This is a genomic window from Xylanibacter rarus (assembly GCF_001275135.1).
GTDB classification, from domain to species: domain Bacteria; phylum Bacteroidota; class Bacteroidia; order Bacteroidales; family Bacteroidaceae; genus Prevotella; species Prevotella rara.
On the sequence record NZ_LFQU01000011.1, the window covers coordinates 14,264 to 36,598 of the forward strand.

A 22,335-nucleotide genomic window follows, 5' to 3' on the forward strand; every position below is an offset into this window, starting at 1 on the left:
AAGTCTTTTTCCGAACAGGCTGACAGACGCGGATATAGCGACAAATATTGTGGTGCACGCCCTGAAACAAGGCAGAGGAAAGTTTAGAAAAACAAAAAACGGATAAATACTTTGTTAAGTATATTATCCGTTGTAGTTGCGGAGGCAGGACTCGAACATGCGACCTCCAGGTTATGAGCCTGGCGAGCTACCAACTGCTCCACTCCGCGATGTTAATTTTTAATTCGCTTGCGCCTCATTTCTGATTTGCGTTTGCAAAGGTACTGCTTTTTTTTGAATCTGCAAAATTTTAGGGAAAAATTTTAATGGAAAATTAAAAAATGGCTATAAAAACGGCTGTTTTTGTTGTCCGGCCCCATACTTTACATGGCTTTAGCCTGCATTTGTGAGGTTAGCCGTGCGTAAGCATTTTGCCTTAATGCCGAGCATTATGACATTTTATTTATGTATGGATTTTATGGTGAAATAGAAAAAATGTTGCCATTAAGCCCGTCGCTTGGTAAAGCATATTTACAAAAGAGAGCCAAACGGCAGGTTTTTTAGTGGTAAACCTATGGGTTTTTACTCAAAAACGGCACGTTTGGCAATGCAAAACAATGCTGGTTTTGAGCGCAAATCATGTCATTTTATGCCACTTTAGGACAAAAAATGATGCACATTATCTGGTCAGGCGGCATAATGCCTTATACGACAGACTGTTGCAATTGCACACGTATTTTGCCCATATTTTCGTCCAAATGATTTTAATTTTCAAATATTCAAGTTTCAGGGCGTCAGCGAAATTCAAATTGACATGTAAATGCCTAATATTAAGTCAAAGTGGCAAGTCTGTTGATTGTTCGTCCGTAAGCCGCTGCTGCCGGTGCTGGCGTGCCTGCTTTCAGCATTTGTTTTATCATAAAAGCATTTCTATATAATATAATTAATGTGAACTCTCTGCTTGCCGTTGTTGATGTCTTTCTGTGAACAGGCGTGTTGCCATCCGTTGCTGGCGTGATGTTCGGCAGGCTTTAAGCATGCGTAAAAACGCATAAAGTGCCTTTATTTATAGTTTAGTTTAATGTTTCTTTAATCTTTTACGCGTTAAAATGTTTGTGGAGTCAAATAAAAATAATAATTTTGCACACGATAATCAGTATGTGCAAAAGTAAATTAGGAGAAACAACCAGATGTCCATATCTAAAACAAGGCAAAAACTGGTAGACGTTGCCAGGCAACTGTTTGCCAAAAATGGCTTGGAAAATACGACGATGAACGATATAGCCAAGGCTTCGGGCAAGGGCAGGCGTACTCTTTATACCTATTTTAAAAGTAAAGAGGAGGTCTACTATGCCGTGATAGAGTCGGAGCTCGAACGGCTTTCGGACAAGATGGACGAGGTGGCCGCCAAGAAAATACGGCCTCAGGACAAGATTATTGAGCTGATTTACACGCACCTTAACATGATTAAAGAAACCGTGATGCGCAACGGCAACCTCCGAGCTGCCTTCTTCAGAAATATATGGATGGTGGAGAAGGTGAGAAAGAACTTTGACGAAGACGAAATAGAACTTTTCAGAAAGGTGTATGCCGACGGCAAGCTCGACGGAGAGTTCGACATAGACAATGTTGAGCTGGTGGCCGACATCACGCACTATTGTATCAAGGGTCTTGAGGTGCCTTTTATCTGCGGCCGTCTTGGTCATGGCATGACGCCCGAGGCCAGCAAGCCGCTTGTGGCAAAGGTCGTGTATGGTGCGCTGGGCAAGCCGATGTCTAAGTAGAAGGCTTGTGCCTGATATAAAAAATATGTACTTAAAATTATCTACAACTTTATAAAATAAAAAGAAAATGGGATTATTAACAGGTAAGACTGCGCTTATTACAGGTGCAGCGCGCGGTATCGGTAAGGCTATCGCGCTGAAGTTTGCTGAAGAGGGCGCTAACGTAGCCTTCACAGACCTTGTTATTGACGAGAACGGAAAAGCCACAGAGGCCGAGATAGCTGCTAAGGGCGTTAAGGCTAAGGGATATGCCAGCAATGCTGCTGACTTCGCTCAGACAGAAGAGGTTGTTAAGTTGGTGAAAGAGGATTTCGGCTCAATAGACATCCTCGTTAACAATGCCGGAATAACAAAGGATGGACTGATGTTGCGTATGACTGAGGCACAGTGGGATGCAGTTATCGCTGTCAACCTGAAGAGTGCGTTCAACTTCATACACGCTTGTGTTCCTGTAATGATGCGCCAGCGTAAAGGTTCTATCATCAACATGGCATCTGTAGTAGGTGTTCACGGTAATGCCGGCCAGGCTAACTATGCTGCTTCAAAGGCAGGTCTTATTGCTTTGGCAAAGAGCATCGCACAGGAGATGGGTCCTAAGGGAATCCGCGCCAACGCCATTGCTCCGGGCTTTATCGACACAGCCATGACTCAGGCTCTGTCTGACGAGGTTCGCAAGGAGTGGGCTGCAAAGATACCTCTGCGCCGCGGCGGTACAGTTGACGACATCGCAGCCTGCGCTACATTCTTGGCTTCAGATATGTCAAGCTACATCTCTGGCCAGGTTATCCAGGTTGACGGCGGTATGAACATGTAATAAATTATCAGTTTATACAGATTTGTGCAAAGAGAGAAGATTGCTACGAGAGTCTTCCCTCTTTGCTTTTGTTAAAACATTATCAGTCATATTATAAAACGGAATACAGACATGCAGGTTATATACGAGGACAATCACATCATCATAGTGAGCAAGCGCAGCGGTGAGATTGTGCAGGGCGACAAGACCGGCGATAGGACACTGGCCGATGATGTGAAGCAGTATATTAAAGAAAAATATGCAAAGCCGGGAAATGTGTTTCTCGGTGTTGTCCACAGGCTCGACCGCCCCGTTTGGGGACTTGTCGTGTTTGCCAAGACGTCGAAGGCCCTTTCGCGTCTTAACGACATGTTCAGAACAGGCGACGTTCATAAGACATACTGGGCGATAACCCAAAACTGCCCTGCAGAGCCTGAAGCTGTATTGACCGACTGGATTAGCCGCAACGAAAAGCAGAACAAGAGTTATGCCTACGACCATGAGGTGCCCGGCTCAAAGAAAGCCATGCTGCACTACAAGGTGATAGGCCGTTCGGACAATTATACGCTCGTTGAGGTTAATCTGATGACCGGACGCCACCATCAGATACGTTGCCAGTTGGCAAACATCGGATGTCCGATAAAAGGCGACCTTAAGTATGGCGCAAGGCGCAGCAATCCCGACGGAAGCATATCGCTCCTGGCACGCAAGATAGAGTTTGTGCATCCTGTGTCGAAGGAGAAGATATACGCCGAGGCACCGCTTCCTGACGACAGGTTGTGGCGCGAAATGCGTATGCTGTAACGTTATATTAGCCTCGTTAGGCATTTTTGTTGCCAAATAATTTCTTTTTTTCCGAAATATTTGCTTACTTTGCATGTATTACGGTTGGATACAATTTTTTACATGTGCCGATGAGGAAGACGTTGAAGTGGGCCGGTGTGATAGTGCTGACACCGGTTTTGCTGTTTATTACGCTTGCAGTGCTGCTTTACATCCCTGCTGTACAGAATTGGGCTGTAAAGCAGGTGGTTGCGTATGCCTCTGATAAAACCGGCATGGACATCACGGTAGACCGTGTGCGGCTCGAGTTTCCGCTTGACCTCGGCGTGCATGGCTTCCGCATGATTCAGCAGAACGACTCGCTGCCGCAGGTGAAAGACACAGTGGCTGACGTCAGGAAACTTGTTGTTGACATACAGCTTTGGCCGTTGTTGAAGAAGAAGGTGGAGATAGACGCCTTCGAGTTCAACGGGCTTAAAGTGAATACGGCCGATTTTGTTCATGAAGCCCGCGTGAAGGGAAGCATCGACAGACTTTATCTGCGCAGCCACGGAATAGACTGGGGCAAGGAGACAATACTTGTCAATGAGGCCGAACTGAAAGATGCCTCTGTAAACGTGGAACTTAGCGACACGGTTCCGCCCGACACGTCGAAGAGCAAGAACTATTGGAAAATAACCGTAGAGAAGCTTGATATAGCCAATACGGGAGTTGTAGTACACATGCCCGGCGACACGCTTCAGGTAGGAGCCTATCTGGGTAAGGCTGAGGCGCGCAGCGGCTTCTTCGACCTTGGTACGAGCCTTTACAGGCTGAATAGCCTTAAGCTTGACGACAGTCGCGTAAGCTATGACAACAATTTCAAGGTGCGCACAAAGGGACTAGACTATAATCATATAAGTCTGTCAGACTTAAACATCAGCATTGATTCATTCTATTATTGTGCGCCTAAGCTCGACATGATATTGCGTGCCTGCTCGTTTAAGGAAAAGAGCGGCATCACTGTCAATGACATCTCAGGTCCGTTTGCCATGGATTCTGTCAAGATATCCCTGCCTTCTTTCAGCCTGAAGACTCCCGACTCTTATCTGAAGGCCAATCTTATAATGGACCTTAATGCGTTCAGCGACAAGAATCCGGGCAAGCTGCAGCTCAGGGCTGACGGTGAGTTTGGCAAGCAGGACATCATGCGCTTCATGGGCAGTATGCCCACAGCGTTTATACGGCGTTGGCCTAATCAGCCGCTTTCGGTCAAGGCTGTCATATCCGGCAACATGAAATATCTTAAGTTTGCCGGACTAAACCTTAAGCTGCCTACGGCGTTCAATGTCAACGCACGTGGCTTTGCCGCAAACATTAACGACGATAAGCGTCTGCGTGCAAATGTCACTCTTGATGCCAGAACATATAACCTGAGTTTTGTTAAGGCGCTGGCTGCGAGCAGTGGAGGTTCGTTTAATATACCTGCGGGAATTGTTCTCAAGGGCGACTTTAAGGCCAACGGCAAGCAATATGCGGCAGATTTCATAGCCCGTGAGGGCGAGGCAGTGTTAAGGCAAAGGCCGACTTTAATGCAGCCACCTTGGCTTATAAGGCTTCTGTTGCAGCCGATAATCTCCATCTTGGCCATTTCTTGCCGGGCAGCGGAATGGGCGATTTCACAGGCAGCATGAATGTTAAGGGCAACGGACTCGATTTCCTGTCGCATCGCACAGCTTTGCAGGCAAAGGCAGGCATAAGGAAATTCAGTTATGGCAAGTATAATTTTGACGGAATTGATTTCGACGCTAACCTTAACAACGGCAAGGCGCATGCTTGCGTTAACAGTGCCAATCCGCTGATTAACGGTAATGTGAGGTTTGACGCATTCCTGAGCCGCAAGAAAATAATGTCCTCGCTTAAGGCTGACTTGAATCATGCCGACTGGTATGGACTTGGAATAGTGAAGTCGCCGTTCACGACATCTTTCAACTGTGAGATAGATGCGTATACAGATCTTAAGACATTGCTGGGCGTGAAGGGTAATCTGAGGAATCTGGTCATGACAGATTCGGCAAGGACCTACCGTCCGGATAACCTTGAGATTGACATGATCACGAGCAGCGACACAACTCACTTTGCCGCATATTGTGGTGACTTCCGTCTGAGGTTCAACGGCAGCGGCGGATATAAGAAAGTGCTTAAGCAGAGCGGATTCTTTATGGATGAACTGTCTGCCGAACTTAAAAATAAGAAAATAGACATATCCGTGCTGAGGTCTAAGCTGCCTTTGGCCGATCTTTATCTCACAACAGGAAAGAATAATCCTCTTAGCAGGTTTATAGCCAATGCCGGCTATGTGTTCCAGGATGCAAGCATAGACATAAAGTCGTCGCCGCATACGGGACTAAACGGCAGCGTTCAGCTTCTTGAACTTCAGAAGAACACCCTGGTGCTCGATACCGTGCGCTTTAATATTGTGTCAGACTCTACGCAATGCTCTTACAACGGACAGGTGCGCAACAACAGCGACAACAAGCAGTATGTATTCAATGCCTTGTTCGATGGATATGTGTTTGAAAAAGGTTCGGGCGTAAACTTCAAGGTGTATGATGCAAAAGACAGCCTCGGACTCAAGATGGGCATTGAGGCCTCGATGGAGGAGAACGGCATAAAGATGCACATGCTTACTGACGATCCGATTCTCGGATATAAGAAGTTTGAGGTTAACGAGAACAACTATATCTTCATGGGAACCGACCGGCGCATCATGGCAGACTTGCGCCTGAAGGCCGACGACGGAACGGGTATATATGCATATACTAACGACGAAAACACCGATGCGCTTCAGGACCTGACGATAGGACTTAACAAGTTTGATCTGTCGAAGCTGCTTACGGTTGTTCCGTATATGCCTCGCATAACCGGAATAATGAACGGCGACTTCCACTTGATACAGACAAAGGACGAGCTTTCTGTGTCATCGTCAGTAACTGTAGACAAGATGACATACGAGCGGACACGCATGGGCAACATCGGATTTGAGTTTGTCTATATGCCTCAGTCGGACGGAACCCACAGCGTTGACGGAATGCTCATGTGTAACGATAATCAGGTGGCAGACATTAGCGGATCGTATAAGTCGGAAGGTGACGGACAACTGGATGTTACGATGAATATGTCCCGCCTGCCGATGCGTCTGCTCAACGGATTCATTCCTGACCGTATCATTCGTCTGAAAGGTTATGCCGACGGCTCTCTTGATGTTAAAGGTACGCTGTCGCATCCACGTGCCAATGGCGAGCTTACGTTGGATTCTTGTTATATGCGCAGTGCGCAGTATGGCATACGTATGCGTCTTAGCGAGGAGCCTATCCGTATCGTAGGAAGCAATCTGCTGTTCGAGAATTTCAAGATGTTTGCAAACAATGACAACCCGTTGATTCTCGACGGAAACATCGACTTCTCTGACGTTGCCAATATGTCTATGGATCTGCGCATGGCTGCCAAGAACTGTCAGATAATTGACGCCAAGGAAAACAGGCGCAGTGTGGCTTTCGGTAAGGCCTTTGTCGACTTTATCGGCACTATGCAGGGGCCGCTTAGCAATCTTAAACTATTAGGACGACTTGATGTGCTCGGTTCTACCGACATGTCTTACATCCTGCGTGATTCGCCTTTGTCTACCGATAACCAGATGGACGAACTTGTTAAGTTTACAAGCTTCAGTGACACTACAGAGGCCGTTGTAACACATCAGCCGCTGTCGGGCTTCAGCATGGATCTCACGATGAATATTGCCCAAGGATCACACGTCATGTGCTATCTTAACGCAGACCATTCTAACTATATCGACCTTATGGGCGGCGGAAGCCTGCGCATGAAGTACGGCTTGACAGGCGACATCGTGTTGACCGGAAAATATACTCTCGACAATGGCGAGATGAAATATTCGTTGCCTATTATTCCTCTTAAGACGTTTACCATTCAGGACGGAAGCAATATTGAGTTTACCGGCGACCCGATGAACCCGAAGCTAAACATAACGGCCACGGAGAGAACAAAGGCAAGTGTGTCTAACGGCGGGGAGCAAGGGCGTACGGTTGAGTTCGACTGTGGCGTGGTTATAACCAAGACCCTTTCGGACATGGGACTTGAGTTTACGCTCGATGCGCCGGAGGATATGTCGCTGCATAACGAGCTGATGGCAATGAGCGTAGAGCAGCGCGGCCGACTTGCCGTTACGATGCTTACCACGGGCATGTATATAGCCGACGGTAACACCAGCGGATTCTCCATGAACAACGCGCTAAGTTCGTTCCTGCAGAGCGAGATTAACAATATTACGGGAAGTGCGTTGCGCACGCTCGACCTCAGTTTCGGTATGGACAATGCCACTGACGCCAGCGGAAACACCCACACAGACTATTCGTTCAAGTTTGCTAAGCGTTTCTGGAACAACAGAATGAAGATTGTAGTAGGCGGAAAAGTGTCAACTGGTGCCGACGTGGCTAATCAGAACGAGTCGTTCTTTGACAACGTGACGCTCGAATACCGCCTGAGCAACTCTTCAGACACTTATGTCAAGCTGTTCTATGACAACAATGCTTACGACTGGCTTGAAGGCACCACCCGCGAGTATGGCGTAGGTTTCATCTGGAGAAGAAGCCTGCAGCATTTTAAGGATATATTCAGTTTCAAGAAGAAGGACGCGATTATTCCGTTGCGCTCTGATACAATACCTGACAAGAAATGAGACTATCGGTAAAGAATATAATATATGTGGCCAGAAGGTCGTTTCCGTCGTTGCGCGTTCTTGCGCTTCGTGTGTGCCTGTTGGCTGCCGTTTCGGTGTTGCTGTGGTCGTGCTCAACCACCAGCGGCATACCGAAGGGTGACCAGTTGTTCATCGGACTGACAAAGATCGATTATCAGGACTATGAGAAAAGCGACCATTATGAGACAACTCGTGAGGAGGTTGAGGCTTCGTTGGCTACAGCTCCCAACGGCGCCTTGTTCGGCAGTTCGTATTATCGCACGCCGTTTCCTTACGGCTTGTGGATATGGAACGCCTTTTCAGGCTCAAAGAACAAGATAGCACAATGGATGACCAAGACGTTTGGCAAGTCGCCCGTGCTCATGAGTCAGGTAAATCCTCAGCTCCGTGCCTCAGTGGCGCAGTCGGTGCTACGCAATCATGGCTATATGAACGGAACGGTAGAGTATGAGATTGTGGAACAGAAAAATCCAAAGAAGCGCAAGATAGGATACACCGTAAAGTTCGGACCGCTGCTCACGGTGGACACACTTCAGTATGTGGGCTTTCCGGAGATGGCAGACACGCTGTTAGAGAAGACAAAGGATGAGGCCAAAATAAAGAGCGGTTCGCCTTTTGACGCCTCTGCTCTTGACGCAGAGCGCAACCGTATAGCCACTTTGTTCCGCAACAACGGCTATTATTATTATCAGCCGAGTTTCGCCTCTTATCTTGCCGACACAACCATCACGCCCGGCAAGGCCAGCCTGCGCCTGCAGATGGCCGACAATCTGCCGGAACTTGCCAAGCACAAGTGGTATATAGGAAAAATCAGAATAGACATCCGCAAACAGTTTATGGAGGTGCTGAAAGACTCGTTCAGCCATCGCTATTTCACGGTCAGGTTCAACGGCCGCAAGCCGCCGATACGTCCGCGAATAATCTTGAGCGACCTGAAACTGCGTCCGCGTAAGCTTTTCAGATATGACGACTATTTGGAATCTTCAAACAAACTTAGCGGATCGGGGCAGTTCAGCTCGGTTGAGTTTGCGTTTACGCCGCGCGACACCACAGCAACATGCGACACGCTCGACCTTAACCTGTCGTGTACGTTCGGCAAGCCTTATGACTTTTATATAGAAACCAACTACACCAACAAGATAAACGGCCGCACCGGTCCCGAGCTTGTTATCGGTTTCACAAAGCGCAACGCCTTCCGTGGCGGCGAGAAGCTCGACATAAACCTTCACGGCTCTTACGAATGGCAGAAGGGCGGCAACGTCAGCGGCTCGTCGACAGACATGAATTCATACGAGTATGGTGCAGACGCATCAATAGAGTTTCCGCGCCTTATTGTCCCGTTCCTTAAGCATCGACGCTATTTCACAACGCCTACAACATACGCCAAGATCGGTATGAACGTGATGAAGCGTCCTGATTATTTCAAGATGCACACCTTCTCTGCCGAATGGACCTATAAGTGGCAGCGTTCGGCTACGTGGCGCCATGAGTTCAGTCCACTGACGCTGCAGTATCAGCGCCTTAACTACACCACGGCTAAATTTGACTCCATACTTCAGGAAAATCCGTATTTGCAGACATCTATGCAAAATACGTTTATCCCAAAGATGCGCTATATGCTCGCATATAGCAGCACTGTGAAACACCGCAACCCTGTTGTATGGCAGACCACCATCACGGAGTCTGGCAACATCTTGTCGCTTGCTTATATGGCTGCCGGAAACAAATGGGGCGAAGTGGGCAAGCAGCTGTTTAAGAATCCATACGCGCAGTTCCTCAAAATAGAAACCGACTTCAGCAAGATATGGCAGCTGGGGCAGAAGTCGCAGCTTGTGTGGCATATCAGTGCCGGAGTGATTTACACCTACGGCAACAGTCTGGCTGCGCCTTACAGCGAGCAGTTTTATGTGGGAGGAGCCAACAGCATAAGAGCCTTTGCGGTGAGAAGCATAGGTCCGGGAAGCTACACCACCAACGAGTCAAAACTGTCGTATCTCGACCAGACAGGCGACATAAAGCTGCAGCTTAACCTTGAGTATCGCTTTAATCTTTTCGGCAACCTTTACGGAGCAGCCTTTATAGATGCCGGCAATGTGTGGGCCCTGCGTGACGACGGTTATCGCGAGGGCGCCAAGTTCCAGTTTAAGAACGCCCTGAAGGAAATGGCTCTCGGCACGGGAGTAGGTCTGCGCTACGACCTCGACTTCCTCGTGTTGCGTCTCGATTGGGGTGTAGGTCTTCACGTGCCGTTCGATACGGGCAAGAGCGGATTCTATAACATTCCCAAGTTCAGCGACGGCCAGGCCATTCATATCGCCGTCGGCTATCCTTTCTGATGCAGTTTTTTGCTAACGTTATTTGCCGGACACAGTGTTAATGGCTGATTCTGTTGTGTCCGGCTCTGCTTGCTTCTCCCGTAGGAAAAGCACAAATCTGCCAATTCTGTAAGGCGTACGGCCCTGTGTTCCTGCGCTGCATTTTGGCGTTCTGCATGCTGAAGAGAAACAGCATTGATTTGCTGCGCCGGTTTGTCATAATGTTATGTATGACATTATTTTACTTTCTTTGTGATTTTTGTTGGCGCTCTCATACTGCGTTATTTTGAAATTAAAATCATTCGGACGAAAATATGGGCAAAATACGTGTGCAGTTGCAATGTCTTGTGATATAAGATGTTATGCTTATATCCAAAATAATGTGCATCAATTTTTGTTCAGAAACGATATGAAAAGCCTGTATTTTTGCCTAAAAACAGCCTTGTTTTGCGTTGCCAGATGTGCCGTTTTTGAGTAAAAACTCATAGGTTTACCACTAATTAACCTGCCGTTTGACTCTCTTTTGTAAATATGCTTTACCTGTTGGTGCTTAAATCATGCTCCGCTTTTTCTATTTCAGGCTGAATTTGTGATAAAGTCAAAGTGACACAATGCGCTGTTATTTCCTGAGTCTGCTTACAAACAGACTTTGTGGAACACGGCATGATAAGTTACGCCTTGTTTGTTTGCCAATGTTTTTTATGTCGAAAACGCCACGAAAAACGCCGCCTTTCATAAAAAATGAGTATATTTGCATTCTGTTATTTATGAACAATATCCTGACATAACTGTTTAACACGCATTGCCGGGACATAAAGTTAAACCTTAAAATAAAATTACGTACAATATGAAACCTGCATTATTATTGCTGGCAGCCGGAATGGGAAGCCGTTACGGTGGTTTGAAACAGCTCGACGGCCTGGGTCCTAACGGCGAGACAATCATGGACTATTCTATTTATGATGCCATAAAGGCCGGATTTGGCAAGATTGTTTTTATTATCCGAAAAGATTTTGAAGACGATTTTCGCGAGAAGATTCTTAGCAAATACGAAGGCCATGTGCCTGTAGAGCTGTGCTTCCAGAGTCTCGACAGTCTGCCTGAAGGCTTCAGCTGTCCTGAAGGCCGTGTAAAGCCGTGGGGTACAAACCATGCCGTTCTTATGGCAAAAGACGTTATCAAGGAGCCGTTCTGCGTGATCAACTGCGACGACTTCTACAACCGCGATGCATTCATGGTTATAGGCAAGTTCCTGTCTGAACTTCCCGAGGGTAGCCGCGGCAATTATGCCATGGTAGGTTTCCGCGTTGGCAACACTCTGTCTGACAACGGAACCGTGGCACGTGGCATCTGCTCAAAGGATGATGCCGGCAATCTGACCACTGTGGTTGAGCGCACTGAGATTATGCGCGTAAACGGTCCTGTATGCTACAAGGACGAGCAGGGCGAATGGGTGGCAGTTGAGGACAACACACCGGTGTCAATGAATATGTGGGGATTCACTCCCGATTATTTCGAGCACAGCGAGGCTTATTTCAAGGAGTTCCTCTCTGATCCGAAAAACATGGAGAACCTCAAGGCCGAGTTCTTTATTCCGCTTATGGTGAATAAGCTGATTAACGACAAGACAGCCACAGTGAAGGTGCTTGACACAACCAGCAAGTGGTTTGGCGTAACTTATTCTGCCGACCGTCAGGCTGTTGTAGACAAGATTCAGAGTCTTGTTGACGAAGGCGTTTATCCCAACAAACTTTTTTAAAACTGAATATTGCCACAAACAGCGGCGTTGAGCCGCTTTTCAATATGTTGCAGTGCAGGGCTCATGTTGTTATGCCCGCGCTTGAAACACATTCCTATTTTGATAAATAATGGACATTAACTTGCTTACAGCTGCGGAGACCGAAAGCCTCCGCAGCCTTATCCTCAGTTCAGACAATATTATTCTTTGCTGCCACCGCAGTCCCGACGGCGATGCTCTTGGCTCGCTGCTCGGCATGGCAGAGTTTTTGCGTCAGCAGGGCAAGGTGCCCGTGGCTGTCGTTCCCGATGCCTATCCCGACTTCTTGCAGTGGCTGCCGGGCACGGAGCGCATCATAAGATACGACAAGCATAAAAGCTTTGTCGACGGACTTTTGGCTTCGGCCGATCTTGTGTTCTGTCTCGACTTCAACACCTTCTCACGTACAGACGACATGGCAGACACGCTGGCTGCCTCGCCAGCAAAGAAGGTTCTCGTTGACCATCATCTTAATCCCGACATCGACACAGAGTTGTGTGTGTCGCATCCTGAGGCATGCAGCACGTGCGAACTGGTTTTCCGCCTGATATGGCAGCTCGGCAGTTTCGACATGATGACGCGCAAGTGTGCCGTTCCGCTGTATTGCGGCATGATGACCGACACGGGCGGATTCACATACAACTCAACACGCCCTGAGATTTTCTTCATTATAAGCCAGCTGCTTACCAAGGGCATCGATAAAGACAAAATCTACCGCAACGTTTACAACAACTACAGCGAGTGGCGCATGAGGCTCATCGGCTATGTGCTTAACGAGAAAATGGTGGTTATGCAGGAGGAGCGTGCTGCCTATTTCGTTCTGACGCGCGACGATCTTAAGCGCTTTCATTACATCAAGGGCGACGCCGAAGGACTGGTTAACATGCCCCTGCAGATAAAAGGCCTGAGGCTGAGCATATCGCTCAGGCAGGACACCGAGAAGGACAATCTTGTGTGGGTGAGCACACGCTCTGTGGATAACTTCCCGTGCAACAAGCTTGCAGAACAGTATTTCAACGGCGGCGGCCATCTAAACGCTGCAGGCGGACGCCTTGAATGCTCGGTTGAAGAGGCTGAGGCACTGGTAAGGAAGGCCGTAACCGAATTCAAGTTCTGACATACGGCTTTTTTATCTGTCAAAAGGCAATATCCGCGTTAATTTGCCGAATATCAGTTAAAGTAGCATAATTATAAATTGCGATGTGGCGTAATTAGTGTATTTTTTGTAATTTTGCCAGTCGTACTTACATATTATAAAAAATAGAATGAGAAATTTAGCTTTGGCTTTCATAGCCTTTATCGCAGCCGTAACGGTTATAAGCTGTGATGATACAGAGACTTATGCAGAGCAGAAAGATAAGGAGCGTGCTGCAATTAGTAGATTTATTGCCGATTCGGCCATAACTGTCATAACTGAGTCGCAGTTTAAGGAGCAGGGATACAAGACCGATGTGAGCAAGAATGAGTTTGTGCTGATGCAGAATTCAGGAGTTTACATGCAGATTGTCAGAGAGGGATGCGGTGAGAAGATAAAGGAAGGCGAGACCACAACCGTGCTTTGCCGCTTCACCGAATATAACATTCTTACCGACTCTTTGCAGCTGACAAACGACATCCTCAGTTTTTCTTCTATTGTTGACAAAATGACCGTAACAAACAGCAGCGGATCGTTTACAGCGTCGTTTATCGACGGACAGAGCGTCATGGCCATGTTCTATGGCACAACGTCAGTTCCGTCAGGTTGGCTTGTTCCGTTGACTTATATAAAGGTTGGACGTCCTGAAAATGCAGGAGACGAGATAGCCAAGGTTAATCTCATCGTTCCGCACACACAGGGACATGCCTATGCTTCTTCGGGCGTTTATCCTTGCTATTACACGATAACTTACGAAAGGGGAAGATAAATAATGACACTTATTAAATCAATTTCAGGCATTCGCGGCACCATCGGCGGACATACGGGCGACACGCTCAATCCGCTTGACATCGTAAAGTTCGTAACCGCTTATGCCACATATATCCGCCGCAGCGGCAAGTCGTCAAGCGGCAAGATCGTAGTAGGACGCGATGCCCGTATATCAGGCGAAATGGTCAGAAGCGTTGTTTGCGGCACGTTGATGGGCGTTGGCTATGATGTAATCGACATCGGTCTTGCCACAACGCCTACCACAGAACTTGCTGTGCGCATGTCGGGTGCCGACGGCGGTATAATCATCACGGCAAGCCATAACCCGCGTCAGTGGAATGCCCTTAAGTTGCTCAACTGCGAGGGCGAGTTTCTCGACAAGGCTGCCGGCAACGAAGTGCTTGACATTGCAGAAAAGGAAGACTTTGAGTATGCCGATATAGACACTCTCGGCCATTATATAAAAGATGACTCGTTCAACCGTCGCCACATCGACTCAGTGCTGGCTCTCAGCCTTGTAGATGTTGAGGCTGTAAAGAAGGCACATTTCCGTGTATGTGTTGATGCTATTAATAGCGTGGGAGGCATCATCCTGCCCGAATTGCTTGAGGCATTGGGCGTTGATTACGAAATACTTAACGGCGAACCTACAGGCGATTTTGCCCATAATCCGGAACCGTTGGAGAAGAATCTCGGCGGTATAATGGAGCGTATGCGCAGCGGCGAGTTCAGTCTTGGTATTGTTGTCGATCCTGATGTAGACCGTCTTGCGTTTATCTGTGAGGACGGACGTATGTTCGGCGAGGAATATACGCTTGTCAGCGTTGCCGACTATGTGCTCAGCCATACACCGGGCAACACCGTAAGCAACCTCAGCAGCACGCGTGCCCTGCGCGATGTAACCGAGAAACACGGCGGTTGCTACACTGCATCAGCCGTAGGTGAGGTAAACGTTACAACCAAGATGAAAGAGGTTGGTGCCGTTATCGGCGGCGAAGGCAACGGCGGAGTTATTTATCCCGAGAGCCATTATGGCCGTGACGCACTTGTAGGCATTGCCCTTTTCCTGTCGTCTTTGGCTCATAAGGGTTGCAAGGTAAGCGAGCTTCGCGCAACATTCCCTGATTATTATATAGCCAAAAACCGCATAGACCTTACTCCTTCAACCGATGTTGACGCGATACTCGATAAGGTTAAGCAGATGTACAGCAACGAGCAGGTAAACGATGTTGACGGCGTTAAGATTGATTTCCCCGACAAGTGGGTGCATCTGCGCAAGTCTAACACTGAACCGATTATCCGTGTCTATAGCGAGGCTTCATCAATGGAGGAGGCTGACGCACTGGGCAAGAAGATAATGCAGGTGGTTTACGACATGCAGAAATAATATAGAATTGATTATAATCTTTGTTATGCATCCGGGGCTGTGGCTCCGGATGTATTTTTATAAGCTAAAATATCTGAGGCCGATCTTACTTCTATACAAAAAAATAACGGACAACAGCGTTAGATGTATCTTTCCGGCTGTTGTCCGTCTGCATTTTATGAATGTTAGAAAGTAAGTGTAAAATCAGATGCCCATAAGCGGCAGAATTGACGGCGTAAGCAGTGAGGTCAGGATGCCGTTGATCGTAAGTCCAAGACTTGCGTAGGCTCCGTGCACCTTGCTCACGTCCATTGATGTTGCCGTACCCATGGCGTGTGCCGCCGTTCCCATAGACAGACCTTGTGCCACAGGGCTGTTTACGCGTGCAAATCCCATTGTCTTATAGCCCGCCACCGCACACAGCAGACCTACGCACACCACTACGGCTGCCGTAAGCGACGGTATGCCGCCGATGCTCTTCGTAACTTCCATTGCGATAGGCGTGGTTACAGATTTTGGTGCGAGCGACATAATCACCGGCTTCGACGCACCGAGCGCTTTAGCTATAAGCACTACCGATATAATGCCTGCCAGACAGCCTGCAAGCTCTGACATAAGTATCGGCAGAAACTGTTTCTTTATCGTTTCAAGCTGCTGATACAGCGGTACGCCAAGCGCCACGACGGCAGGCTGAAGCCAGAATTCTATCATGTGTCCGCTCGTGTTGTATGTTTCGTATTTTACGCCTGATATCTTCAGAAAGGCTATCAGCACGCAGATGCTCACCAGAATGGGGTGCATTATTGTCCAATGGGTCCATTTGCGGAGCAGCTTTCCGAAGAAATAGCTGCCGAACGTGAGGGCGATAAGAAAAAATTCGTTTGACAGATAGCTCATTGGTCGCCTCCTTTCCTGTTTACTGCTTTTCCATAAATCTGATGAACCCATCCCGTTACGGCCAGTACAATTACCGTGGATATGGCCGTTGAGATTACTATCGGCCAGAATTCAGCCTTAATAATGTCGAAATAGAGCATAATGGCAACGCCGGGCGGAACAAAGAAAAAACCGATGTTTGCTACAAGAAAGTCTGATATGGTCTTTACCCATTCCAGACGTATTATCTTCAGCTTCAGCAGAAGAGTAAGAATTAGCATGCCCAGGATGCTCGACGGCAAAGGTATGCCCGTGAGCCATATTATCAGCTCACCCAATGCGAGACAGCCAAACAATATGGCCAATTGTCTAATCATCATAACCTTTAAAACAAATAATCTTTTTACCTAACGGGGTGCAAAGGTATATCGTTTTTAACTGATATACAAATTTGTTAACACTTTTGTTCCTTCATTTTTTATGCTGCTTACAGTTTGTCGTATATTTGCTTGATCTGATTGCATGTTTTTGATTTAATCTCAGTTTCCATATTTGCAGTATCAGTTATGGTCATTTCTTGTTGATTTGTTTGTTTGCTTATGCTGCAGTGGATGAGTTCCTGTGTGCGGGGAGACTGTTGCGACTGCTGACTTATTAGAACTTTAGCGTGTTTTTGATATAGATAAAATTTGCAATCGCTTTTCTGATGTTGTATTTTTGCGGCAAGGATAACAAATAATTTCTTATATCATGAATAATACATTTAAAGTAAGTTTGTTTAAGAACTTCCTTAACAGGGAGACTATTGCTAATTGTGAGTTGGACGAGTTGGTGGTTATGATCAGGCAGGGACGCTATGCCGGTGCTTTGTCAGACTATCGCTGTTATAGTCCGTTGCTGTCTTCCGGCAAGCCAGTCTCATGTTCCCGGAGCGATGTAATGACAGCCGACAACCGCATTCCGCGCCTTTGTTTCTCTTCCGTATATAAGCGCCGCAACGGCAAAAGAATTGTAGTCGGACGCAACGGACTGCTTTTCATTGAGATAGCAGGGCTAAAGAGCTTTGATGAGGCTGTGCGCATACGGCGCGTTGCATCGCGCCAGCCATACACAATGTTGGCTTTTATCGGTGCGAATGGATTGTCTGTCATTGTGGTTTGTTCTATTTCGCAGACCGACGGCACTGTTCCATGCGATACGGAGGCCTGGCGCAGGCTAATGTCAAAGGGGTACAGACTTCTGCATTATATACATTCGTCACAGCTAAAGACCGAAATATCTATGCAGACAGGCACTGCCGAGGCTATGTGCCTTATGAGTGCCGATGCCGGCATTTATTACAATCGTGAGGCTTTGACATTGATTGTGTGTGAGAATGATGTATATGACACGTTTAATGTATGCTGTTCGCACGATTTTGAAGCCGATGAGTCGCCTCTTCCGGGCAAATCGTCTTCAGAGGCTTATCGCTATATCTTTTATTGCTGTTGGAACCATGTGCTCGATTCTGGACTTAATCAGGACGACCCTTATTATGCTGAAAGTGCCATACAGAAGCTGGCATACCTGTGCCGTAAGTCAGGTTTGCCGCAGCAGATGTGTGTTGACCGCACAATGAACCTTGGCACGATTAATGTAGAGCGCGGCCTGGTTGAGTTGTTTTTTGCGCAGGCATATCGTCAGGCAGAAGATAATCCTAATCCGTTGAGGTATGTCGAGGTTCCCCGGCTTCAGGCCATGAAACTTGATAATTTTTTCAGTACACGTTATGTCATGCGCCGCAATGTGCTTACGGGTGTGGTGCAGTATAAGCACATCGGGGCTTGCGATGCCGATTACAGGCCGGTTACGCAGGAAGTTATCAACACCATAGCTGTGAAGGCTCAGCGCGAGGGCATCAGGGTGTGGGCCCGCGACATCAAGGAACGCGTGAATTCTACGCTCGTTTCTGATTTTGATCCGTTGAACCATTGGCTTGACTCATTGCCTGAATGGGACGGATGCGACCGCCTAAGGGCTTTTGCGTTGCGTGTTCCTACCGACAATTCCCGTTGGCCGGAATACTTCAGCGTATGGATGCGCTCAATGGTTGCTCACTGGATGGGGCTGGATGTCATGCACGGCAACGACCTTGTTCCACTGCTCATTGGCAGTCAGGGCTGTGGCAAGTCGTCGTTTGCCAAGATTATATTGCCGCCAGAGCTCCGCGCCTATTACAACGACCGTATCGACTTCCGCAACGACAACACGCTGATGCGTGGCCTGTCATCCTTTGCCCTTATCAACATCGATGAGTTCGACCGCTATTCGGCCAGTAGACAGCCGCTGATTAAATACATCATTTCAAAGAGTGAAGTAACAGCCGTGAAGGCATATCGCAGCAATTTTTCAACTGAACGCCGTTATGCAAGTTTCATAGCCACAACCAACAGCAGACATCCTTTGACCGACCTTACCGGTAGCCGAAGGTTTGTGTGCGTGGCAGTTACGGGCAACATTGATTTCACTTCGGCTGTTGATTATCAGCAGCTTTATGCCCAGATTATAAGCGAAATACGTGGCGGCGCTTTGTGTTATCTCAATGCAGCAGCTACTGAACGCCTGATGGACGACAACATAAGCTTCATGCGTGTTTCTGATTTTGGTTCGGCCGTAGCCCGTCTCTTCCGCATTCCTGAAGCCGATGGGGCAGGGCATGAGATGTCTGTTGACGACATTGTGTCCGTAGTCTGCCGTGCCTATCCGCGTCTGCCATTGTCAGGGTTGTCTGATAAAAGTGTAGGCATAACGTTGAAGCGGCTAGGTTTCAGCAGGCGCCACACGCGCACCGGAGTGCGTTATATCGTGGAGCAAATAGAAAAATAATTTTTCTTTAGAAACTCATCACTCGTCACATCCTGCTCTAAGATGCTTGCTGTCAGGTGGTTATAGTGTGATGAGTTGAAAAGTCAACTCATCACACTATCTGTTTTTCAGCTTTTTCAGGCTTTTATTGATGTTTTTATAATGCAGAATTCAGACAAACAACAGTTTCTGAGCATAATTAATCCTGTTTTTGGTTGACCAAATATGCATGTGTGATGAGTTGAAAAGTCAACTCGTCACACTGTAAATCGTTGTAGATAAATAAGTTATGCCCAATTGTGACGAGTGATGAGTTTTTTAAGAAAAACATTTTTATTATATGCGTTGGCAATATGATAAGTGCCCTTTCGTAATGTAAAAGGCCACCTTTCGCATTCTAAAACCTATGCTTTTGCAATACGGAATGATACGTATCAGAACGTTTGAAAGTCAATAATTTATGATGAAAAAAACGCCTGTCTTTTCCGTTTTGGAAAGACAGGCGCTGCTTTTACTATATCCACATTCTATGATGTGAAAATCCCCATTATTATTTAACTAAAACTTTTTTTACCAAGTTTCCTACTTTTACAATATATATACCGTTGTTCAGGTTGAAGGTACAGTTGCCGTCAACATTGCTTTCAGCCACTTTTACGCCTGAAACATTGTAAATAGCAATCGGCATATTAGCAGCGCTGACATTGATGTAGCCTTTACCTGCAGTTATGCCTTCTTGCATATCGTTCATCTGGTATATGTTAGTGCTTACCGGTCCTGTAAGTGTCATGCTGATGCCTGTGTATGCTTCGTCTACTCTTATATAGTGCTTGCCAGGAGTAGTGACAGTGGTTTTCCAAGTGCATAGCATATTGTAATCCTCGTCGAATGAGTTTTGGAATTCCATTACAACTCCATTAGTTCCGTTGAGTGCATCTTCTTCGTTGGCAAACCATACAGGGTTGGTCATAAACGGAGCGTTGGTTGTAACAGTAACTTCTCCTTCTTCAAGCGGAACGACATACCATAACGGTTTTGTTGCCTCAACTTCCGGTAGTTCTACGGCCTCTCCGTCTTTAAGCTCGATAGCCGTATTGACAGATTCGCCTTCCTTGAATTCTCTTTCGGTAAAGTACACACTGTTGCCTTTTGACGCTGTTGTTATCTTGACATTTACAAGGAATATGTCGCCTGCTGCAGCCGAAAGGTCTACATGGTAAATAGTAGAACCGTCGGTATCTGGTCCTGATATTGCTACAGGCTCACCGTCCTTGCCCTTGCAGTAATAAATTTCGTCATAGCCCATATCATTGTAAGGCTTGTTGCTTTCGATAGTCAGAACGCCGTCTTCCTTCATTGTGTATTGCAGCCATAGATTTCTTGGTATTTCGTCTCCGAATGTGTATGTGTCGCCGTCTACTATTATCGGGTTAGTGCGTCCCTCTCCGAGATCATAATCTTTTTCTTCTATGGTGAACTTCTGTCCGTCCAAGGCTCCGTCTATCTTAATGAGATATGTTGTTCCCTCAAGAATCTCAAGCACGTATGCCATATTTTCGTCTCTAGTAGTAGAATAAGAACCATCGTATGGGCCGGTGCCCTTCGGGAATGAAACAAACATATTAGACGGTCCGCTGAAATACAGTTTGCCGGTTATTGTGGCTGTATACTTATAATACTTGATGTATCCGTTCTTGTTTTCAACAGTGTTTTCACCTTTCACGGCTGTTAGAGGATCGGTGATGATGTCTCCCTGCATTATGTCCTCCATTGAAACTTTGAATGTGATAGGTTCTGTTTCGCTTGAAGTCCATTTGATGATATAGCGCTGGCCCTGCTCGCCTCCGCTGACCTGTGTGTATACGGCATTATTGCCGGAAATGCTGTTATAACTGTTCCCACTAGGATAAATTTCAACCTTAGTGTATCCGCTTTGTATTTCAGAAACAGCCTTCACATCAAGAATTTTGTTCGACTGTGCCGGAATATCTACCGCATAGAATGTTGTCTTGTTAGACGCCTCTGTTGTGATTTCTGATGGAGTTTCACTGATTACAATCGGGTTCGACTCTTTGTCTCCTGCTTTATAGTCTTCGCATGCAAAAGTCATAATCTGCTCTTCAGCCGTAGCCTCAGTTTTGTTTACACATACGAAATATATAGTGTTTGGCTCCTGCATTTCCCAGCGTGTGTTGAAGCTGCCTTCTTCTGATGTGGCCAAAGTATATCCGGCTTCAATAAGACTTTTGTCTTCCGGGAAAATCTTAACTTGTCCTCCAGGAAGTTCGCTTGTGCTGCTGACAACTCCATATCCGGTTCTTTCGTTTGAGTATATGTAGTAATAAGTACCGGCTGCTGCAGGAACAGTGTTGTCGCCTTCTTTCAGCCGGAACGGCATGTAGAGTGAGCCGCGCTCAGCGTCTTCAAATGTTACGTCAAGTATGAAAGGAGAATAGTTGTCGAATCTTATCAGATATGTCTTTCCTTCTTCTACCGGCATCTTGCATTGATGTTGTGTACCGCGGTCGATGGCGAATGTCGGATCGAATTTGAGACCAATAGAGCCTTCAACAGTAATTCCCATTACGGCTGTAGACGAGGTCATGACAAGCAGACCTTCCTTGTCTGCCGTGTAAGTGGCATAGAAAACTTGATCAGAAAATACATACTGGTTTCCCATGTAATACTTGTTTTCGGGTGAGATAGGCATAGGGTCATCCTCGGTATGACCTTTGCCTAAATCCGGTAAAGGAGTAGTTTTCAGGTCGAATGTTGCCTTGTAGCCGCCATATACAGGCATTTGAAAGTAAATTGTGCTGCCTGCCTCCAACGGATAATTTTGTATGGTAAATTGTTCGCCTTGAGCAGGCTTTACGTTAACCCGTTCGGTGCCGTCGAGTTCAAATGCCGTTAATTGCTGGATGCTGGTTGCCTCAATCGTAAGTATACTGTTCTCTTCAGCTGTGTATTTCCAGTAGACATCCACTTCATCTTTTGTGTCAGGCGTATATTCGTTATAACCGACACGCAGGTTTATCGCTGTTTCGGGCGAGTCTTGTGCGATGGCAAAGCCTGACATTGCAGCTAGCAATATTGTTGTGAATAAATGCTTTTTCATAAACAGAAGGTTTTAAGTGTTAAACAAGAATTGCAGCA

General features: G+C 46.9%; 14 protein-coding genes and 1 tRNA gene. 11 read left to right on the forward strand and 4 right to left on the reverse strand.

The window, feature by feature from the left end:
- Nucleotides 1-136 precede the first annotated feature (136 nt).
- Nucleotides 137-209: transfer RNA gene (locus ACU52_RS06965), tRNA-Met, on the reverse strand.
- A gap of 960 nt (nucleotides 210-1,169) precedes the next feature.
- On the opposite strand from ACU52_RS06965, the gene ACU52_RS06970 reads away from it, so the two are divergent.
- The 10 genes from ACU52_RS06970 to glmM all read left to right on the forward strand — a co-directional run bounded on the left by ACU52_RS06970 (nucleotide 1,170) and on the right by glmM (nucleotide 15,480).
- Complete coding sequence (locus ACU52_RS06970) at nucleotides 1,170-1,763, forward strand: TetR/AcrR family transcriptional regulator (protein WP_021854663.1); 594 nt, start codon at nucleotides 1,170-1,172, stop codon at nucleotides 1,761-1,763.
- A 67-nt stretch (nucleotides 1,764-1,830) separates the two neighbouring features.
- Nucleotides 1,831-2,577 carry a 3-oxoacyl-[acyl-carrier-protein] reductase gene (gene fabG, locus ACU52_RS06975; protein ID WP_021854664.1) on the forward strand — a complete coding sequence of 249 codons (747 nt, stop codon included), beginning with the start codon at nucleotides 1,831-1,833 and terminating at the stop codon, nucleotides 2,575-2,577.
- Nucleotides 2,578-2,688: 111 nt separating this feature from the next.
- The gene (locus ACU52_RS06980; RefSeq protein WP_021854665.1) at nucleotides 2,689-3,360 is read left to right on the forward strand and encodes an RluA family pseudouridine synthase; all 672 of its coding nucleotides are present in this window, start codon (nucleotides 2,689-2,691) and stop codon (nucleotides 3,358-3,360) included.
- Between the two features lie 110 nt (nucleotides 3,361-3,470).
- Nucleotides 3,471-5,012 carry an AsmA family protein gene (locus tag ACU52_RS15825; RefSeq protein ID WP_316936649.1) on the forward strand — a complete coding sequence of 514 codons (1,542 nt, stop codon included), beginning with the start codon at nucleotides 3,471-3,473 and terminating at the stop codon, nucleotides 5,010-5,012.
- The gene (locus ACU52_RS06985; RefSeq protein WP_316936650.1) at nucleotides 4,922-8,074 is read left to right on the forward strand and encodes a translocation/assembly module TamB domain-containing protein; all 3,153 of its coding nucleotides are present in this window, start codon (nucleotides 4,922-4,924) and stop codon (nucleotides 8,072-8,074) included. Before ACU52_RS15825 ends, ACU52_RS06985 begins: the two co-directional genes overlap by 91 nt.
- Nucleotides 8,071-10,431, forward strand: coding sequence for a translocation and assembly module lipoprotein TamL (gene tamL / locus ACU52_RS06990; protein WP_082335196.1), 2,361 nt, complete (start codon nucleotides 8,071-8,073; stop codon nucleotides 10,429-10,431). Before ACU52_RS06985 ends, tamL begins: the two co-directional genes overlap by 4 nt.
- A gap of 826 nt (nucleotides 10,432-11,257) precedes the next feature.
- Nucleotides 11,258-12,169: a sugar phosphate nucleotidyltransferase gene (locus tag ACU52_RS06995; RefSeq protein ID WP_021854669.1), complete on the forward strand. Its 912-nt coding sequence runs from the start codon at nucleotides 11,258-11,260 to the stop codon at nucleotides 12,167-12,169.
- Between the two features lie 109 nt (nucleotides 12,170-12,278).
- Complete coding sequence (locus tag ACU52_RS07000; RefSeq protein WP_021854670.1) at nucleotides 12,279-13,304, forward strand: DHH family phosphoesterase; 1,026 nt, start codon at nucleotides 12,279-12,281, stop codon at nucleotides 13,302-13,304.
- 148 nt (nucleotides 13,305-13,452) lie between these two features.
- Nucleotides 13,453-14,091, forward strand: a complete 639-nt coding sequence (locus ACU52_RS07005) for a BamK family beta-barrel-assembly machinery protein (RefSeq protein WP_021854671.1) — start codon at nucleotides 13,453-13,455, stop codon at nucleotides 14,089-14,091.
- A 3-nt stretch (nucleotides 14,092-14,094) separates the two neighbouring features.
- Entirely contained in the window at nucleotides 14,095-15,480 is a 1,386-nt protein-coding gene (glmM, locus tag ACU52_RS07010) for a phosphoglucosamine mutase (RefSeq protein WP_053398269.1), read from the forward strand.
- 183 nt (nucleotides 15,481-15,663) lie between these two features.
- Here glmM and ACU52_RS07015 read toward each other — a convergent pair whose 3' ends face one another.
- The gene (locus ACU52_RS07015; RefSeq protein ID WP_021854673.1) at nucleotides 15,664-16,356 is read right to left on the reverse strand and encodes an LrgB family protein; all 693 of its coding nucleotides are present in this window, start codon (nucleotides 16,354-16,356) and stop codon (nucleotides 15,664-15,666) included.
- Nucleotides 16,353-16,712 carry a CidA/LrgA family protein gene (locus tag ACU52_RS07020; protein WP_021854674.1) on the reverse strand — a complete coding sequence of 120 codons (360 nt, stop codon included), beginning with the start codon at nucleotides 16,710-16,712 and terminating at the stop codon, nucleotides 16,353-16,355. Before ACU52_RS07020 ends, ACU52_RS07015 begins: the two co-directional genes overlap by 4 nt.
- 373 nt (nucleotides 16,713-17,085) lie before the next feature.
- Between ACU52_RS07020 and ACU52_RS07025 the strand changes: the two genes are divergently transcribed.
- Nucleotides 17,086-19,200 carry a VapE domain-containing protein gene (locus ACU52_RS07025; RefSeq protein ID WP_082335197.1) on the forward strand — a complete coding sequence of 705 codons (2,115 nt, stop codon included), beginning with the start codon at nucleotides 17,086-17,088 and terminating at the stop codon, nucleotides 19,198-19,200.
- A 529-nt stretch (nucleotides 19,201-19,729) separates the two neighbouring features.
- On the opposite strand, the gene ACU52_RS07030 is transcribed toward ACU52_RS07025, so the two are convergent.
- Nucleotides 19,730-22,297 (reverse strand): T9SS type A sorting domain-containing protein, encoded by a 2,568-nt coding sequence (locus ACU52_RS07030; RefSeq protein WP_147630804.1) that lies wholly within the window; start codon nucleotides 22,295-22,297, stop codon nucleotides 19,730-19,732.
- Between the last annotated feature and the right edge of the window lie 38 nt (nucleotides 22,298-22,335).